At 64.9% G+C, this 16108-nt stretch carries 15 protein-coding genes and 2 pseudogenes; 9 read left to right on the plus strand and 8 right to left on the minus strand.

Annotated elements, in window-relative coordinates; all coding sequences use genetic code 11:
* Nucleotides 1-169, minus strand: a pseudogene (locus AB4Z09_RS28305) (IS701 family transposase); the annotation flags it as partial.
* Between the two features lie 180 nt (nucleotides 170-349).
* Here AB4Z09_RS28305 and AB4Z09_RS28310 point away from each other — a divergent pair.
* Entirely contained in the window at nucleotides 350-685 is a 336-nt protein-coding gene (locus tag AB4Z09_RS28310; RefSeq protein WP_442241296.1) for a hypothetical protein, read from the plus strand.
* A 331-nt stretch (nucleotides 686-1016) separates the two neighbouring features.
* On the opposite strand, the gene AB4Z09_RS28315 is transcribed toward AB4Z09_RS28310, so the two are convergent.
* Nucleotides 1017-1151 carry a hypothetical protein gene (locus AB4Z09_RS28315; RefSeq protein ID WP_442241297.1) on the minus strand — a complete coding sequence of 45 codons (135 nt, stop codon included), beginning with the start codon at nucleotides 1149-1151 and terminating at the stop codon, nucleotides 1017-1019.
* An 88-nt stretch (nucleotides 1152-1239) separates the two neighbouring features.
* On the opposite strand from AB4Z09_RS28315, the gene AB4Z09_RS28320 reads away from it, so the two are divergent.
* Nucleotides 1240-2496, plus strand: a complete 1257-nt coding sequence (locus AB4Z09_RS28320) for a hypothetical protein (RefSeq protein ID WP_442241298.1) — start codon at nucleotides 1240-1242, stop codon at nucleotides 2494-2496.
* 97 nt (nucleotides 2497-2593) lie between these two features.
* Nucleotides 2594-3355: a hypothetical protein gene (locus tag AB4Z09_RS28325; RefSeq protein ID WP_442241299.1), complete on the plus strand. Its 762-nt coding sequence runs from the start codon at nucleotides 2594-2596 to the stop codon at nucleotides 3353-3355.
* A gap of 1527 nt (nucleotides 3356-4882) precedes the next feature.
* On the opposite strand, the gene AB4Z09_RS28330 is transcribed toward AB4Z09_RS28325, so the two are convergent.
* Nucleotides 4883-5620: a potassium channel family protein gene (locus tag AB4Z09_RS28330; RefSeq protein WP_442241300.1), complete on the minus strand. Its 738-nt coding sequence runs from the start codon at nucleotides 5618-5620 to the stop codon at nucleotides 4883-4885.
* Between the two features lie 374 nt (nucleotides 5621-5994).
* Between AB4Z09_RS28330 and AB4Z09_RS28335 the strand changes: the two genes are divergently transcribed.
* The 5 genes from AB4Z09_RS28335 (at nucleotide 5995) to AB4Z09_RS28355 (ending at nucleotide 9729) form a co-directional block, all read left to right on the plus strand.
* A complete protein-coding gene (locus AB4Z09_RS28335) occupies nucleotides 5995-6108 on the plus strand; it encodes a glycine zipper domain-containing protein (protein ID WP_442241309.1) in 114 nt (37 codons plus the stop codon).
* 122 nt (nucleotides 6109-6230) lie between these two features.
* Complete coding sequence (locus AB4Z09_RS28340; RefSeq protein ID WP_442241301.1) at nucleotides 6231-6698, plus strand: excalibur calcium-binding domain-containing protein; 468 nt, start codon at nucleotides 6231-6233, stop codon at nucleotides 6696-6698.
* A 13-nt stretch (nucleotides 6699-6711) separates the two neighbouring features.
* Entirely contained in the window at nucleotides 6712-7218 is a 507-nt protein-coding gene (locus tag AB4Z09_RS28345) for a DUF4236 domain-containing protein (RefSeq protein ID WP_442241302.1), read from the plus strand.
* Nucleotides 7219-7590: 372 nt separating this feature from the next.
* Nucleotides 7591-8301, plus strand: coding sequence for an HAD family hydrolase (locus AB4Z09_RS28350; protein WP_442241303.1), 711 nt, complete (start codon nucleotides 7591-7593; stop codon nucleotides 8299-8301).
* A gap of 393 nt (nucleotides 8302-8694) precedes the next feature.
* A complete protein-coding gene (locus AB4Z09_RS28355; RefSeq protein ID WP_442241304.1) occupies nucleotides 8695-9729 on the plus strand; it encodes an alpha/beta hydrolase in 1035 nt (344 codons plus the stop codon).
* 42 nt (nucleotides 9730-9771) lie between these two features.
* Here AB4Z09_RS28355 and AB4Z09_RS28360 read toward each other — a convergent pair whose 3' ends face one another.
* Nucleotides 9772-10383: a transposase gene (locus AB4Z09_RS28360; protein ID WP_442241310.1), complete on the minus strand. Its 612-nt coding sequence runs from the start codon at nucleotides 10381-10383 to the stop codon at nucleotides 9772-9774.
* An 866-nt stretch (nucleotides 10384-11249) separates the two neighbouring features.
* Here AB4Z09_RS28360 and AB4Z09_RS28365 point away from each other — a divergent pair.
* Nucleotides 11250-11570: a hypothetical protein gene (locus AB4Z09_RS28365; RefSeq protein ID WP_442241305.1), complete on the plus strand. Its 321-nt coding sequence runs from the start codon at nucleotides 11250-11252 to the stop codon at nucleotides 11568-11570.
* A 4-nt stretch (nucleotides 11571-11574) separates the two neighbouring features.
* On the opposite strand, the gene AB4Z09_RS28370 is transcribed toward AB4Z09_RS28365, so the two are convergent.
* The 4 genes and pseudogenes from AB4Z09_RS28370 to istA all read right to left on the minus strand — a co-directional run bounded on the left by AB4Z09_RS28370 (nucleotide 11575) and on the right by istA (nucleotide 16029).
* On the minus strand, nucleotides 11575-12039 hold the full coding sequence (locus AB4Z09_RS28370) for a hypothetical protein (protein ID WP_442241306.1): 465 nt from the start codon (nucleotides 12037-12039) through the stop codon (nucleotides 11575-11577).
* A 209-nt stretch (nucleotides 12040-12248) separates the two neighbouring features.
* Nucleotides 12249-12842, minus strand: a complete 594-nt coding sequence (locus AB4Z09_RS28375; RefSeq protein WP_442241307.1) for a hypothetical protein — start codon at nucleotides 12840-12842, stop codon at nucleotides 12249-12251.
* 1275 nt (nucleotides 12843-14117) lie between these two features.
* Nucleotides 14118-14779: pseudogene (locus AB4Z09_RS28380) on the minus strand (ATP-binding protein).
* Nucleotides 14779-16029 (minus strand): IS21 family transposase, encoded by a 1251-nt coding sequence (gene istA, locus AB4Z09_RS28385; protein ID WP_442241308.1) that lies wholly within the window; start codon nucleotides 16027-16029, stop codon nucleotides 14779-14781. The pseudogene AB4Z09_RS28380 and the gene istA overlap by 1 nt, the downstream one beginning before the upstream one ends.
* Between the last annotated feature and the right edge of the window lie 79 nt (nucleotides 16030-16108).

Here is a 16108-nt window from a genome sequence, read left to right on the forward strand (position 1 = left end):
CCACCTCACCGGCCCGCTCGGCCAGCGTCCACCCGTTCTTCCGTTCCAGACCCGCAACCAAACCCGCAACATACTCACGCACCCGACTGCGTGGCTCCGCCCGCGCAAACCGGCCAGATACACTCTCATGCAACGCATCCAGCTCCGCAGCAACCACATCGACAACCACTCAACAAGTATCGACCACCTGTCAAGCAAGTGCCGTTGCAGTACTAAGGGGAGCGACGGCGGTCCGTCGACGGCACCGACGGTGTCGATCGCTCGGCGCGGCCACGGTTGAGCATGTGCGCCAGCGCCTCTGGGCGCCAGCCGCCGCACCGCACAGAAAGATCACGGGGGAAGAAAGACGATGACGCACACAACAACACGCACTCACACCGACCCGAGCCGCGATGCCGGCCACCACAACGCCGCTGCCACCACACCGCCGGCCGGCGACGCGGCCGCCGGTGGCGCGGCCGCCAGTAGAGCGCGTGCGGCGCTGGCGCTGGCCGCCGGTCTTGCGATGCTGATACTGGTGTTCGCGAACCTCGACCGGGTCGCGATCTGGGCGGCCGAGCACGGTCCGGTGTGGGTGTATCTCGGGTTTTTCCTGGTGATGTCGATCGCCGGACGCCTGTTCTGGTGGGGTGTGGACACCCTCGTCAAGGGTGTGGGCGCCGGGAAGCGGGAGGCGAGCCGGTGAGCCGGCGGTTACGTGTGATCCGTTGGGGCGCCGGTGTGGCTGCGGCAGGATTCGCGGCGCTCGCGATCGGTGCGGCTGTTCCGCCCGCCGCGGTTGCGACGCCGGAGGAGGACTGTCAGGCGGTCCGGGACCGGGATCATCGGATCTGGCTCGATCTGATCGCGAATCTTCCTCCCGGGGCGCCGATTCCGCCGGAGCCGATTAACCCGTGTATCGGCCCGGGCCCCGAGACTCCCACGACCGCACCGCCGCTGCCGGGGCAGTCAGGCCAGACGGGGCAGGCCGGGCCGGGTCTGCAGGTCGGGGCGAACGCGCCGACGCTGATGCCGCGCTACAACGGCACCGACATCGTCCCCGTCCCCGGCCTACCCACGCCGCCGCCCCCCGCGGGAAACCCGACCACCCGCGGCGACAACGGATCGGCGACGGCCGCGACCACCGCCACCACCGACGGTCCCGCACCCATCCCGACTCCCGGTCCGACGGCCGAACAGACAGCGCCACCGACACCGTCGGCACCCACCACACAACCGGGACACACACCGGCGCCGTCGGTGCCGCAGGAATCGACCGGCACTGAGGAACCGGGCAGCGGCGGAGACTCGCACGCTCTGCTGCTTCTGACCGGGCTGGCGGGTGCGGTCGCCGGCGCCACCCGCTTCGGACGCGGCACCAGCGCCGGTGGCCGCTGGCCGTGGTCCGGGCAGTCCGCGACCGCGACGATTCACAAGCCGTTCGGCGGCGAGCAGACCTTCATCCTGATGGCGGACGGGGACGCCCCGCGCACGTACCGTTTCCCGCAACCGGTACCCGAGGGCGGCCGGATGCGAAGCAACTCAGACGGTTCGGTCGACGTCCTCGACTCGAATGGCGATGTCGACGGGAGAATCAAAGCCCCGTGGGCGTACGACGCCACGGGCCGGCCGGTGCGCACCTGGTACGAGATCGACGGCGACACCCTCGTCCAGCACATCGATCCCGAACCCGGCAGCGTGTACCCGATTCTGGCCGACCCCGAGTACGGCCCTGAGCAGCGGGCGGCAGACGAAGAGCTCGCCAACTTTATCGGACCACTCCGACCCGAGCGCGAAGCTGAGAGGCGAGCCGCCCAACAGCGGCTCGCCGCCAATCCGGAGCCGGTGCCGTTCACACCGGAGTCGTGGGAGCGGGCAGTGACGACCGATGACCTTTCGGTGCCCGATCCTGGGGAGTCGGGCGACCCGATGCTTGAAGGGCTCCACGACATTGACGAGTCCCGCAACGATTCCGGTACCGGTGGTGTAGCGGTGACGCCGGAGTCGTGGGAGCGGGCAGTGACGACCGACGAGCTTTCGGTGCCTCCCCCTGGAGAATCGGGTGACCCAATGCTCGACAGGCTCCACGAACTCGGTCGACGACCATTTGGCGCAAAAGAGAAAGGCGAAGGGGGAGATGATAATTGGGAAGCTGAATTCGGCCCATTGAACGTGATCGGAGGTATCGTCGACTATCCGCTCCAAAAGCTCGATGTACCCGCCGTCGGCTCGCCGCGCCCCGGCGTGATGAAATCTGCAGTGAACGGTGTCGCAGGGCTCGGGAAGGGGGTGCCAGTCTTAAATTGGTTCGTGACAGCGGCGGCGATTGCGAGCGATCTGTCCTCCGAGGAACCGCCCAGTATCGCGGAATCTGTGACGACCAACGTAGGTGCCACAGTTGTGGCTGCAGCAGTGGGAGGCACAGCCATGGCGCTCGGCGCTGCTCCGGTGCTTGTCGCCGCGGCAGGGGTTGCCGCTGGATACGGTGCAGCGTGGGTCATTTCCAAGCTTTTCTGAGGAGGATGCGCTGGTGAGTGCCACTAGACCTTTCGGCGGCAGCGCGGAGTCACGGAGCGCAGGCTGGTTCCAGTCATGGCGTGCACGGTCGCGAGCCTTGATGGCTGTCGGCGTTGTTTTCGGAGTTGGCTCGATTCTTGTTGCCGGGATCCTTCTGTCAGAGTCGGAGTCGGTCATTGCACGCACAACTGCGTGGGCAAGCGCCCCGTTCTGCCTTGTTGGGGCATGCGGGCTCATTGTGATGTCGGCCCTCTGCCCTGAATCCGGGTCTGATGACCTGGATGCCGTTCGGTATCGGGTTGTCCAGGACGCCCCGATCCGGTTCTCGCTCAATCCAATAGCGCGCGGCGCGCATCTTGCCTTCATGTCAGGGTTCTCCCTCGGTTGCGCGCTGATTGTGATCGGAATCGGCATTGCTAAGGCGGAACCGACGGGGTTCGGGTTCAGTTCCATCTCTCTCCTCAGTCTCGGCGCGCTGGCACTCTCCGCGTCATTTGCGGCCGCTTGGAGGTACGCGGGCGAATACTCCATCGTGCTGACCGCCGATGGGCTCGCGCTATCACTCGGGCGTGGATACCGAGGACATATTGCATGGAACGACATCCGCGATGTGGAGGCTGCGGGACGGGGGAGATACCCACTGACGATCTACCTGCGACGAGGCGTCCAGTTCAAGAACACCTCACCACATTGGGGTAGCCGTCTGGGGGATGGATTGATCGAAACTGCGCCTTATGGTGACGGATTCGTCGTTCTTGAGATCGCCGGTTGGACCAGCGCATCAGGAAGCCTCCCTCTCGTGCTAGCTGCACACCTCGATAGCGGGGGCGAATCCGCTGGCGGCGGAGCATCGAAGTGATATTCGAATCCAGCCCGAACCGGCATCACATGAAGGGATTGCATGGGGTGGTCCGTCGGGCATTTCAAGAACTCGATAGGAATCTGCAGGAAATATGCTAGAAAAAAGGAACCGTTTAACGACTGTTCATTTCGTCACTCTTGCGGTGCTGGTGGCAGTGATTGTCGTCCTCTTTTTCATTGCGGGAAATGCAATCGTTGAGGCTTCTTTATTGGCTGCCGCGAGTTTCGTGGCGGTGAGGTTAGTTGTCTCGACCGCATGGGTGGTGCTGAGTAGAGAGTAAATGTGGGGATTCGGGCGGCAGGAGTTCGGCGACCGCCGCTGTCCGAGGTCGACGCCAGCGCGATTGCTGCTGGCACTCTCCTCAGCCGCTGTCTGTTCGTGGTGGATTCATCTGGCGTCCCGGCACCGGTGACTGGGATATCTGGCATGGCCACCAGTGGATCAACATGTCCTCGGGAGTCGGTTCCTTCGCAGGAGCCGCCGAGACGGGTATCGAGATGACTGACCTTAATACAGCCGCGATCGGATCGACGACGAGCTTCCGCCGCAAGCAGTCGGGGACCGGCAACTACCTCTGGGCTCCGGCACAGGCGTTCTACAACAACAGCCAGTCCCGGCTCGCTGGCAGCAATCTCGGTCCGACCGTGAACGCTCGGAGCGTCAGCAACTGCTGGCCTGGAACAACGTCAGCCAGGTCGGAACCGGAGTCGAAGGAATTGACCGCGGACGTACGTTGGGGTCTCGCGGGGAAGGCGGCACCCACACTCCTGCCGCCCATCGCACGAATGGCCGGCAATCTGCGAATTCCGATCAAATGGCTCGTGCGTATGCCGGCGAGGCTCCTCGGGGATCGCACCGGTCCTGGCCGTCGCCTTCGCGTTCGACCCGCTCCTCGGGCCAGCCCAAGCGCAATCGGCAGTGGATCTGATTCCAGTCGCTGAGCTCTGCGTGATCCCCGAGGCTGGGTATGGCGGCGTGATGACGCATGCTGAGCTTGTCGTTCCCCGAGTCGCGGAGTTCCTCGTCAAGCACCACAGCTGAAGAACCGAATCAGCAGCAGCCAGCCGCCACCTACACCCTGGAACTCATCCAGGTCTGTGTGATCTGGAGCCCTCCTTAAATGTGATTGCCGACCGGTCAGCCACTCCAATCCGCATATGGCAGCCTTTCGTAGATGGTATCCCCGGTCAGCCTGTTGGCCCTCGACTGACACTATCCACCGAGACCGACCTCCAGAGCAGCATCGATGGCAGCCTCGATGTCGCCGTCCTCGGTGTAGAAGAAGGCAGGCATCGTCTCGCCTGTACGCGCCAACGCGACAAGGAACTGGGTCAGTCGCAGGTCCGGGTTCGCGTCCCAGATCTGACCCAGCTTTGGTCAGGATCGGATCGATCCTCTCCGGACCGCGCATCGTGCCTCCTCGTGTCACCGGCGCGCTCGGGGCGTTGTCCTGTCTTACGGTAGGACCTGCGGGATTGTAGGGTCGACCCTCGCACGACTGAGTTGGAGGCAGTGCGCGGAAGGTCATGTACTGATTGTTGTTTCAGTGTCTATAGCTCGTGTGGCGCGAAGCTCGGCGCGGAGATGCGTCAGCTCCTGTGTGAGGGCTGCGATCTCGGTTCGTGTTGCGGCTTGGCTGGTTTCGTCTTCCTCACTAATGCGTTGGACGAGCCATGATGCGAGGGTCGCGGTAACGACGCCGAGGAGAGCGATCCCCGCGAGCATCAGGGCCGCGGCGATGAGCCGCCCGGTGGCGGTCACGGGTGCGTAGTCGCCGTAGCCAACTGTGGTGATGGTGGCGGCAGCCCACCACAGCGCATCGGGGAAGGTGGTGATGGCTGCTTCGGGTGCGTCTCGTTCGGCGTCGAGCATCGCGAGCGAAGAGATCAGGATGAGGAGTACTGTCGCGCAGCCCGCGTAGGTGACGACTCTGCCTCTCAATGCGGTTCCGACAGAGCGCTGCAATACGCCGAGGAGGGTGACGAGTCGGAGGAGTCGGAGTGGTCGCAGCATGGGCAACACAACCATCGCGACTTCGTGGAGGTGGTAGAGGATCCACCGGCCTCGCTGCTGAGCCAGCGCAAGTCTGACCACGAAGTCGAGCGCGAACATTGCCCATGTCAACGCCATCACGGCGTCGATGATCTGTGCTGGTGTCCCAGTGGGCCGGGCGAGGACATTCCATGCGTAGGCGGCGAGGAACAACAGCGACGCACCGATCAGGGGCAGCTCGGTGCGTTGTTGCCATTTGGCGCTGGTCATGCAGGCACGATACGGGCGTGTCGGTGTGCGATCCGGTACGCGGGCAGTGTGAGGTGCCGACACAAGTCGCCGACGGGAGCAGGGGCCGCGCAAGAGGAAGGGTCTACGCATGCCTGAGAGTTGATCTTGAAAATGAACCGGCATAGTTACCGACCGGTCCGACGCTTCTGACATGAGGAAACGTCCGGCGCTCAACCCGCCAGTTCACCCGCCAGTTCACCCGCCAGTTCACCCTGCCGGACGACCGGTTTTGTCTGTAATTCGGGCTATGGTCCCCCAGGTTTGATAGTGACAGCAAGAAACTGTGGGGGCGAGAAAGTGCGTACGTTCATGGCTGCCGGCGTGGTGGCGGCAGCAGCATTCTGACAGGCTCCCTGGATACCGGATCCCTTACCGGATCGCTAGCTGGCGCGCTCCTCGGTTCCGCGAACAATGGCTCAGCCGGTTCGCTGGCCGGTTCACTGCTCGGCTCGCTCGCGGGTCGCTGAACACTGGGCTGCTTGGTTCGTGATCCGGACAGGCGCGTCGCCCAGCCATCACGGTTGGGTGGCGCGCCTTCTCATTGCTTGAAAGGTGTTGGTTTTCCGTGAAATGTGTTCCAGGTCTAGTGATGCGGCGGGTCGGTGTAGGTGCGGCCACGTTCGCCGCAGTGTTCGCGTTGACAGCATGTGGTGGTGATGATTCGGGGTCGTCGGACACCACCACAACCACATCTGCTGCGACATCGACGAGTAAGGCCGCTGCGTCGTCGAGTCGCGTGACGATAACTCCTCCGGCTTCGACCACCGTTTCGTCGACTGTGCTGGCGCCCCCGGTTGTGGTCGATCCGACCACCACGTTCGTTCCGGCTCCACCTCCGGTAGTGAAGGATCCCGATCCGGCGCCAGCGCCAGTCCCATTCGTGGCGCCGCCACCTCCCCCGCCGGCAGCGGTCACTCCTCCGCCAGCCCCTGCAGCGAGCGCCTACTACCCGAACTGCAAGGCCGCGAAAGCAGCAGGTGCCGCCCCTCTCTACAGCGGCGACCCCGGGTACAGCAGCAAGCTGGACCGCGACGGCGACGGCGTCGCCTGCGAATAGGTGGAACAGTCGGATGGTTCAGTTCCGAAAGTCAAAGAAATTCGGCCCAGTCCGACTCAGTGCCTCCAAACGCGGCCTGGGAGTCAGCGTCGGGGCCGGCCCCTTTCGCGTCAGCCGAGGTGCCGACGGCAAAGTCCGACGAACCGTCCGTGTCCCTGGAACCGGGATCTACGACACCAAGGTCATCGGCGGATCCATCAATAAGCAGAAGGTTACTGATCCGAAGGTGGCGAAGCCTGCACCGCCGAGGAAGGAGTACTCGTCGACCACCAACGGGCTCTGCTCGATCGCCCTCGCGCTGATGATCGGGATCCCGTCGATCAACGCTGGTTTCGTCATCGGAATCGTGGTTGCCGCATTCTTCCTTCTGGGTGGTGTCGCGCTGCTGTTCGGCAAGTCAGATTCTGGTCAACCGAGCAAGCCCCGTTTGCCCACCAGTCCGGGCTGGTACCCGGACCCGTACCGCGCGGGGCGAGATCGGTATTGGACCGGATCGGAGTGGTCCAGCCGCACGCGGTGACGCCGCCTCTTCAGTTCAGGCGGCACTGAGTTTGCCCGTGTGCCCCTGTCGGATCGTTCTGGACCCTCGTCGCGCTCCAGAACTCACCCGGCGCCAGAGAACACTTCGATAGGCGCCGCGCTGCAGGCGACTGGAGCCGAAAAGCCCGACGCCACCTGTTCAGCAAACTCCTCGGCCAACTCCACACCTGTGTGAAGTATGGACACTGCTACGACGAAAGCAGAGCTTTTCCGCACGTGATATCCGCCGCAGCCTAGGTCCATTGGCTACTGCGATGGCCGCCGAAGCTGGCCCGAATCCACGAGGTCCTCCGTCGATGGCATCGGATCGCTCTACGATCGACTCTGTCTTCAACAGGCGAGTAGGGACAGCATGGCGGGTTCGATCAAGGCAGTCCTCTTCGACGTCGATGGCACCCTCGTCGACCATCGCGCCGCTGCTGTTCGTGCCCTCACCACAGCAGTCCACGAACTCATTCCCGGCGTGAACACCGCGTCGCTCACTGACTTTTGGTTCGCGCTCGAGCAACAGGCCATGAACCGCTATCTCGCGGGTGAACTCACTTTCGTGGAGCAGCGTCGACACCGCGTCCGGGCTCTCGCCGGCGAATTCGGTCTGCCGATCGAGTCCGACGAAGAGATCGACATGTGGTTCGGCGGCTACCTGCGAACCTATGAACGCTCCTGGCGCGCTTACCCAGACACCCTCTCCACGCTGCGCCACCTCCGTGCCGACACGCACTTATCTCTCGGAGTCATTACGAATGGCGATTCGGCCCAACAGCACGACAAACTCCAGGCCGTCGGCCTGGATCAGTTCTTTTCAGTGGTTGTCGTCTCGAGCGATGTCGGTGCGGCGAAGCCGTCTCCCAAGATCTTTCGCACTGCCTGTGACGCCTTGGGAGTCGCCCCATCCCGGGCCTTGTACGTCGGCGACGACTACGCCACTGACACCGAGGCCGCCGCCGCGGCCGGCCTCCGATCCCTGTGGCTCAATCGCCTTCCCGTCAGCCCCCACTCAACCCGCCATCCGCAGATCCATACGCTGGCGGACCTGATCTCCCATCTTTCGCGTACAAAGTGATGACCTGGTCCCGCCCGGTCCGTCGACGAGCGAAGGGCGATCGAGCCGAGCGATTCATCGCCCTGGTGGCAAACGCTCTACGCCGTTCGTCTCTTCCGCGTTGTCTAAGCACCGATCAACTTGCGTCTTAGCGAACTGAGATGTCTGTGTGTGCTGTCAAGCGGTGCGACGTTCGAACACGGCCCCGATCTTGGCGTGGGGGGGCCGGTGCGGAGTGAACCTACGGGTGAATCACGAGTCGGTCTCGCGGATCAGGACATTCACCGCTCGTCAGCCGGTACTCTGCTGTCCGAATACTGTGCCCAGGGGGAGGCTCGGTGCCGAGTTGACGACTGGCCGTAGGCGCCTTCGGTGTTGCGCGGCATGTTCAAGCTTCAAGGGGAGGACGTTCGTATGAGGAATTCCAAGGTGGGGCGCGCCCGGGTGCTGGCTGCTGCTGTGGTGGTGTCCGCGGCCTCGCTGCTCGCGGTGCCGGCCATGGCATCCGCCGACAATGGCGCCACGGCCGCGTCGAACGCGTCCGGCGCCTACCTGGTGAAGTCCACGAAGAACTCGGATCGCAAGGTCACCATCTCGGTGTACTCGGCTGCGATGGACCGGAACATCCCGCTCGAGGTCATCCTTCCCGCGGACACCAGCCAGCCGCGCCCGACGCTGTACCTGATCAACGGCGCCGGTGGCGGCGAGGACTCGGCCACCTGGCAGCGCAATGCCGACGTCATGGACTTCTTCAGGGACAAGAACGTCAACGTCGTCACGCCGCTCGAGGGTGCCTTCAGCTACTACACCGACTGGCAGAAGGACGATTCGAAGCTCGGCCGCCAGAAGTGGCAGACCTTCCTGACCCAGGAACTCCCGCCGGTCATTGACGCCGAGTTCGGCACCAACAAGGTGCAGTCCGTCGCCGCGATCTCGATGACCGCCACCTCGGTGCTCAACCTGGCGATCGCCAAGCCCGGTTTCTACAAGAGCGTCGGCTCGTACAGCGGCTGCGCCGAGACCAGCACCTGGGCTGGCCAGAACGCCATCCGGCTCGTCACCGGCGTGCGCGGTGGCGTCGACGTCACCAACATGTGGGGCCCGCTCGATGGACCTGGCTGGGTGCAGAACGATCCGGTCGTGAACGCCGAAAAGCTCCGCGGCACGGAGCTTTACGTCTCTACCGGATCGGGGCTGCCCGGCCCGCATGACCAGTTGAACAGCCCTGGTATCGACGGCAAGCCGCTCGCCCAGGCTGAGCGGGTCGTCGTCGGCGGCGTGATCGAGGCGGCCACCAATTACTGCACCCACAACCTGGCCAACCGTCTGGCCGAGTTGAAGATCCCCGCGACGTTCGACTTCAAGCCCGCCGGTACCCATTCGTGGGGCTACTGGAAGGACGACCTGCGCAACTCCTGGCCGATGATCGCTCGGTCGATGGGGATGTAGACGGCTGCGGGGAGCGGCATTGGTGGTGGACGGAGCTGGCAGTTACGCGCTGGCTCCGTCCACTGCATCTATCGTAGGACCGCTAACCACAGCGTCGTCTCTCATCGTTCGCCAGAGCCGTTTCGCGACTTGCCGTTTCAGGCAGCGCATCGCCTCGCGTGAGGTTTTGCCCTCCGCCATCTTCCGCTGGTGGTAGGCGTAGCCGTCGCTGATGGGTGTACGCGCCTGGGCGACGGCAACGATGTGGATGGCGGAGTTGAGCATTCGGTCGCCGCTGCGGGAGCGTCGATGTCGTTGCTTGTCTGCACTGTCGATCTCCACCGGCGCTGTACCGGTGTAGTTTGCGAACGCAGACTCACTCGGGAACCAGGTGGGATCGCCGTGCGGGCGAGAATCCGAGCCGCGGGCACCGTGCCGACGCCGGGAATCTTCGGTAGTTGGGTTCCGCTGGCGGCGAGTTCGGGCTTGATCCGGTTGGTGATCTCGTCGATCTGGGACCGGAGTCGCCGGAGTTCGCCGATGATGTCGAGGGCGATGTTCTTGCGCATCGCATTCGTGTCGGTGTCCGGACTGAATGCCTTGAGTTGCTGGGCGGCGGCTTCGTGTCGAACTCGCGCTCCATCCCGCCTGGGAACAGCTCCCGCAGGATGGCATGTAAGCCACCTGTTTCTCTGTACGTAGGCGGCTCGACAGGGCTAGGTTCGGGTCATGGTTGGGTCCGCGAAGGTCGTGGCATCCGAGTCACGCGACGTCCTGAACTACTTCGGCAAATGCCCAGTGTGCGACTACCCGACTCGGGCCATGCACATCACAGCCGAGTTCGACGACGGGCGTGTTGAGAGCCAGACGATAGCGTCGTGCGGTGGATGGTGCGGATGGAAAGGCCCGGTCGCGCCCACGACGATGACTGGCAGCACCGCCGTGATGACGCCGAGCCGCGACGCCGTGCGAGCAGAACCCCTCACACAGTCACCGTCAAGTGCGGTGACCCGCCTGCCCCTACGCGTGCAGGCGAGTAGCAACGACGGTGCTGCTCCTACTAGACCCGTCCGCGTTCGCCGAAGGTGAAGCCACCGATTCATGGCTTGGACGCCCCGCCTCACGGCGGGGCGTTCCTCGTTTCAGAGTCGGCCCGGTAACCTGCGCAGCGGGGATGAGGGGGAGATATGTCTGACCTGTTGCGTTCTGACCGCGAGGATCGCCGGCGGAATCGGCGCAATCGACTACGGCGACTGAGGGTGCCGCTACTACTCGTGTCACTGTCGGTGATACCCGGGCTGGTCTCGTATCGCGTGTACGGATCGTTGCTTTTCGCAGTGGTGGTCGCAGTCGCGACTGCAGCGAGTATCGGTGCAGCTGCGATCATTTTCCGTCCACGCTGATATCGGTAACGTCAGTTCCATCGCCTGATCAGATATCGATACCTCCCGGACGGGCGGCCGCCCGCGGCAGCGCCAAACGGACGTCACAAGCGGCGAGGTTGTGGGTTTCGGGCGGCATCGCGTGAGGTGGGGAGCTCCATGGACGTCGAAGTGCCATGTGACCGTGCCCAAGAACAGGCTCTTCAGCGATGGTGGGGCGGTCGACAGGACCCCGACGACCGACTCGGCGGCCGATTCACGCCAGCAGCTGTCATCGCTGCCCTGTACCCGGACGCGGGATCCGAATCGATCTGCGCGACGAACGCCCGCGCCACGTTCGATCACCCGCTCACCGAGGAGATCCACTCTGTCGAACTCCTCGTCGATGACTACACCAGCGGCACACTGCTGCAACGGGTGTCGACCCGATGCGACGGGGTCACCAACTACGAGTCTGCTCCGGAACCCTCCGAACGGTAGGGGATCAGCTCGGACCAGGCGCGCGCTGTCGGCGGTCGAGGACGTACAGGCACAGCGTCCGGTCCTCCGCTACCCGCAGGGCCTGCTCACGACGCCCTTCCATCAGTAACCGGTCTTCGGTCTCACCGAGCGCCTCGATCGCCCGCTCGAGCTCGTCCCTGGACATCTGTTGGGCAGCCTGGACAACCCGAATCCGGTCGCGGGTCAACGGGTCCGCGGAGATCCCACTGGCAGCCCACACCACGCCGGCGAGGACGATCCCCGCGACCGCGACACCGCCAACGAAGAGCGAGACCCCGGCCGCGACGACCAACGGCTCACGCACCGGCGCGAACAGCCGGGTCGCCTGCGCCGCCACGAGCGTGCCGCCGGTGAGCGATGCACCGGCACCGGTGACGGCGCACCACCGCATCGCGACCTTCGCGTACCGGCGCGCGGACTCGGCCGGCGGCTCGGTGTCGTGGTTCATCCGTGTACCCCCTCTGCTGATGACGCGTCGGGGCTGCTCTTGCAGCCCACCGACGCGGGCGTGAGGACCGTGACCGTCGGCGCCACGAGTATGCACGGACCCGACGCTGGAGGTCTGTCTCCCCGTCTCCCCGGGAGACGGCTGTCCGTGTCCGCCGGGTGGGTGCGGTCCAGGACGAGGGGAGTGGGGGACGGGATGTGCGGGCACGCCTACTTGCTGGGGCAGCCCCCGACTGACTTGCCCTCGACTTCGAGGTCGGCGGACCAGTTGAAGTCGGGCCCGATCGAAGTGCCCACGGCGGCAGGGATGAACACGCCCAGAGACCCGTCGTCGAGGTCGGGCGGGATCGTGATGTTGTCTTGCTTGGCACCCGCGAACACGTAGTTCGCGGCGACCGTGCCGTCGATGAACTTCACTCCACGCATGACCGGCTTCCCGTCGGCGCCGGTCAGGGTTGCAGTGAACGCGACAACCCCGCCGGGGATGGGCCCGTCGAACTCCCACCGCAGCAGTTTCGCTCCCGCAGGGTGGCCAGCTGCACCGTCCCGGATCTCGACTCGGGTGAGTCCGAAGCCAGGCGCTGGATTCGTAGGTGCGCACTCGCTTTCGCTGCCGACGTGCAGAACCTTGCCGGGAACTGCTGCCAGGACGGTTGCAGGTAGCGCTGTGGTCGTCGTTGGCAGCGACTGCGGCGTGCTCGCAGTCATGGTTGTGGTCGGAACTGGATCAGGCTCGGCGGTGCCGCTCGTGCATCCCGCGAGTAGAACCGAAGCGCCGGCCGCCGCGATGATCAACTTCTTCACCGCACATACCTATCAGGACGGCCTGGCCCGCATTGGGCGTTTCGATGGTTCTGCGAGGGTCATGCCGGTGCGCGGAGACCCGGACCTGCCTGGGATCGCCGGGCCGGCGAGCTTGCCTCCCAGCAGGTCGCTGTCCGCGACCGTTGGCAGTCGCAGAAGCCCGGGCGAGGGGCGTAGGAGAAGGGGTGCCGACGCGTCCAGCTCAGTGGGAGTGGAGAACGCGACATGGTGCTGATGAGTGGATTTGGGGGTTACCGCCGCGGCAGGCAGCGAAGCGGGTCATCGCGTCGGGTGAGCTGCCGCAATGTCATCGGCAGATGACAAACTGGCGTTCATGAGTTGGCAGATCTTCGTCATCAGACCGCGCGAGCCTCTCGTCGGGCCGGACGATCCGCGGCTGGACCCAGGCCCCAGGCGTTCGGCAGTTTGCGGGAATCCCCGGATCTGGCCGGCGTCACCCTTGCCTCCTGGTTCGCGTCATGGCTCGCGCCTGCGGACGGGGAGCCCGCGCCATTCCGGAAGCTCCGCGACGGCGGATACCCGAGTGTCTACGCGGTCCCGGCCGAAGTTGTACTTACCAGGCTGGATCGGGACTCCGTACAGCCCAGCTTCATGGACGACTCTCCGCTAGATCTGTCCGGCGTCGCCGCCATCCCTTCGGACGAATGGATTCTGGTCGAAGCGTGGGATCAATCTTGAGTGGGTCTGAAGGTCAGTACAGTTCGTCGAATCGGCTCTAGTAGCTGGAGCGGGTCCAGGAGCGGTTGTTCATCCAGATCACGACGCTGACGTGAGGGCTGCTGCAGCGATCGCGGGGCTTGCCCAGACGGCTGCCGAGACCACCAGGACAGCGGTCCACAGGCACCAATTGACGATGTACGCGATTTTGGTTCGTCGATGGATCGCTGGATGGTCGCGCTGCTGTAAGAGCCCGTCGATCCCGAAGCACGCCACGACCACAGCGATCACTCCCCACATCGCCACCGTGTCCCCGCCTGTCCTGTCGCCGCCCCGTATCCGTCCTGTCGATCTTGGTTGTCGATTCGGGTCTCTCTCGGGCTTCGGGGTGCCAGGCTCTCGATCGGGGCGGCGGCGGCCGGCCTGTTGCGTGCGCGTTCTTCGGCGCGCCACGACCGATGGTCGCTGTGCGAAAGTACGGATGCCATCAGGCGGAGTCGTTGATACAACATCACGCCACCGACTTCGAACCCCATGTTGACGACGGTCCAAAAGTAGGCCGATAGCGGCGGTCGAAAACCAGGCCACCGGTGGTAGTTATTGTGCCGCGTTCTCGGCGCGGGCGGATGGTAACGTGTCGACTCCGGTGTCCTTGAGTCGGTAACTCGAGCCCTTGAGGGTGAGGACTTCGGCGTGGTGGACGATGCGGTCGATCATGGCCGCGGCGACGACCTGGTCGCCGAACACGTCGCCCCAGCGGGCGAACGGCAGGTTCGATTGACCAGCTCGGCCGGTAGCCGGCCTGCCGAGTGTGCGGTCTTGAGGCGGGCGACCCAATCGACGGCGGTGGCGAATGCGACCCGATGCCCCGACTGGGCCGCCTTGACGCCCAGGCCGATCGCCAGATGCGTCTTCCCGGTGCCGGGCGGACCGAGGAGCACCACGTTCTGCGCCTTCGCCAGGAACGTCCCGGTCCCCAGATGCGCGACCGTTTCTCGGCTGAGCGCGGGTTGATGATCGAAGTTGAATTCCTCCAACGATTTCCGTGTCGGGAACCCTGCGGACCGGATGCGAATCTGGGCGCCGGACGACTCCCGGGCCGAGACCKCCCGCGACAAGACCGCCGCGAGGTACTCCTCGTGGGTCCAACCGCCGTCGCGGGCCTGATCGGCGAGTCGGGCCGCGGCATCACGGATCCGTGGCGCCTTGAGGGCGTGCGCGTAGTGCTCGACCTGCTTGATCGGATCCTCGCCACCCATCACGCCACCTCCCCGCCGACGTCAGTGGCATCGGAAACTGTTGCAGTGCAGGTGAAATCGACATCGAAGGCGCGGTCGTAATCGCCGAGGTCCCGCACCGGGTGGTCCACGTCGTCCGCGCCGGTGTGAGATTGCTGGAACCGCTGCCGCATCCGGGCCGCAGCCTCGAGATGTGCCGGGTCGGTCACTGTCAGTCCCCGCGCCCACAGCCGTTCGTGTGTGGCCAGTCGTTGCCCGCCGCGGGCGACCGTGACGGCCTCGAGGCCGGCGGTGACCTCGACGAGGTGTCCGATCGCGGACGGATCGACCGAGTAGTCGTTGCCGGCCACCCGCACGTAGTAGTCCCGTGGCAGCCGCAACTCGGTGATCGCGGTGACCTGCGGTGGGACCGGTGGCAGCGTCAGCATCGCGGCGGTGTCGACGGCCACGAGTTCCGATGGGCGGCCGTCGATCCGGCGGACGAGACGGTTGTTGGCGATCGGCAGCCATTCGGCGAGTTGCCGGTTGAAGTCCGCCGGCGAAGCGAAGGTCCGCCCGGGCAGGAACGATGTTTCCAGATACCGGTTGGCACGTTCGACGATGCCCTTCGATTCCGGGTCATAGGGCTTGAGTTGGATCATTGTCGTGGCCAGGGTGCCGACGAATGCGGTGACTGGATCGGTCAGGCGGCCGCGGCGCCCGATCCCGGCCTCGTTGTCCCACCACAACTGGTGCGGGACGGCCCCGAGATGGTCGGACAGCAGCCGCCACATCCCGGCGACCAGGTCCATCGTGACGCGACTCGGCAACATCATCGCGGTCACGAACCGGGAGAAGGCCGCCACCATCACCAGCACCGGCGGCGAACCCACCTGCCCGGCCCCGAGGGGGACCTTCGCCGGCGGGAACCACAGGTCGCACTGCACTGCCCGGCCGGGCTGATGGTCGAGACGGTCTGCCGGATCGGCCGGGGCATACTCGGGCCGGATGGCCCGGACCCGCTCACGCAGCCACGTAATCGAACCGGTCCAGCCGATCCGCTCGGCGATGACCGTCGCCGGCATCGTCGGATACGCCGTCAACAACGCCCGAATCCTCGGCTCCGCTGCACTGATCGCCGATTCCACCGGCGGCCGCGAATAGGTCGGCGGCCGGTCGCCGGCCAGCGCGTTCGCGACGGTGTCCCGGGCGACACCCAACTGTTTCGCGATGGCACGCTGCGACAACCCCTCGCTGCAATGAAGGTGCCGAATCAAGGCCCAATCTTCCATGGAGATCACCCATCCGATCGTGGTTGGGTGGCCTGGTTTTCAACCGTCGTTTCTGGCCTGATTTTCGACCGTCGTCAAC

Source organism: Rhodococcus sp. TAF43, assembly GCF_052113525.1.
GTDB lineage: Bacteria > Actinomycetota > Actinomycetes > Mycobacteriales > Mycobacteriaceae > Prescottella.

Bases quoted from the DNA above. Each gene is read 5' to 3' on its own strand.
- AB4Z09_RS28310 (WP_442241296.1), top strand. From the start codon at position 350: ATGACGCACACAACAACACGCACTCACACCGACCCGAGCCGCGATGCC.
- AB4Z09_RS28315 (WP_442241297.1), bottom strand. From the start codon at position 1,151: ATGGGTGCGGGACCGTCGGTGGTGGCGGTGGTCGCGGCCGTCGCCGAT.
- AB4Z09_RS28330 (WP_442241300.1), bottom strand. From the start codon at position 5,620: ATGACCAGCGCCAAATGGCAACAACGCACCGAGCTGCCCCTGATCGGT.
- AB4Z09_RS28340 (WP_442241301.1), top strand. From the start codon at position 6,231: ATGCGGCGGGTCGGTGTAGGTGCGGCCACGTTCGCCGCAGTGTTCGCG.
- AB4Z09_RS28345 (WP_442241302.1), top strand. From the start codon at position 6,712: ATGGTTCAGTTCCGAAAGTCAAAGAAATTCGGCCCAGTCCGACTCAGT.
- AB4Z09_RS28350 (WP_442241303.1), top strand. From the start codon at position 7,591: ATGGCGGGTTCGATCAAGGCAGTCCTCTTCGACGTCGATGGCACCCTC.
- AB4Z09_RS28355 (WP_442241304.1), top strand. From the start codon at position 8,695: ATGAGGAATTCCAAGGTGGGGCGCGCCCGGGTGCTGGCTGCTGCTGTG.
- AB4Z09_RS28360 (WP_442241310.1), bottom strand. From the start codon at position 10,383: ATGCCATCCTGCGGGAGCTGTTCCCAGGCGGGATGGAGCGCGAGTTCG.
- AB4Z09_RS28365 (WP_442241305.1), top strand. From the start codon at position 11,250: ATGGACGTCGAAGTGCCATGTGACCGTGCCCAAGAACAGGCTCTTCAG.
- AB4Z09_RS28370 (WP_442241306.1), bottom strand. From the start codon at position 12,039: ATGAACCACGACACCGAGCCGCCGGCCGAGTCCGCGCGCCGGTACGCG.
- istA (WP_442241308.1), bottom strand. From the start codon at position 16,029: ATGGAAGATTGGGCCTTGATTCGGCACCTTCATTGCAGCGAGGGGTTG.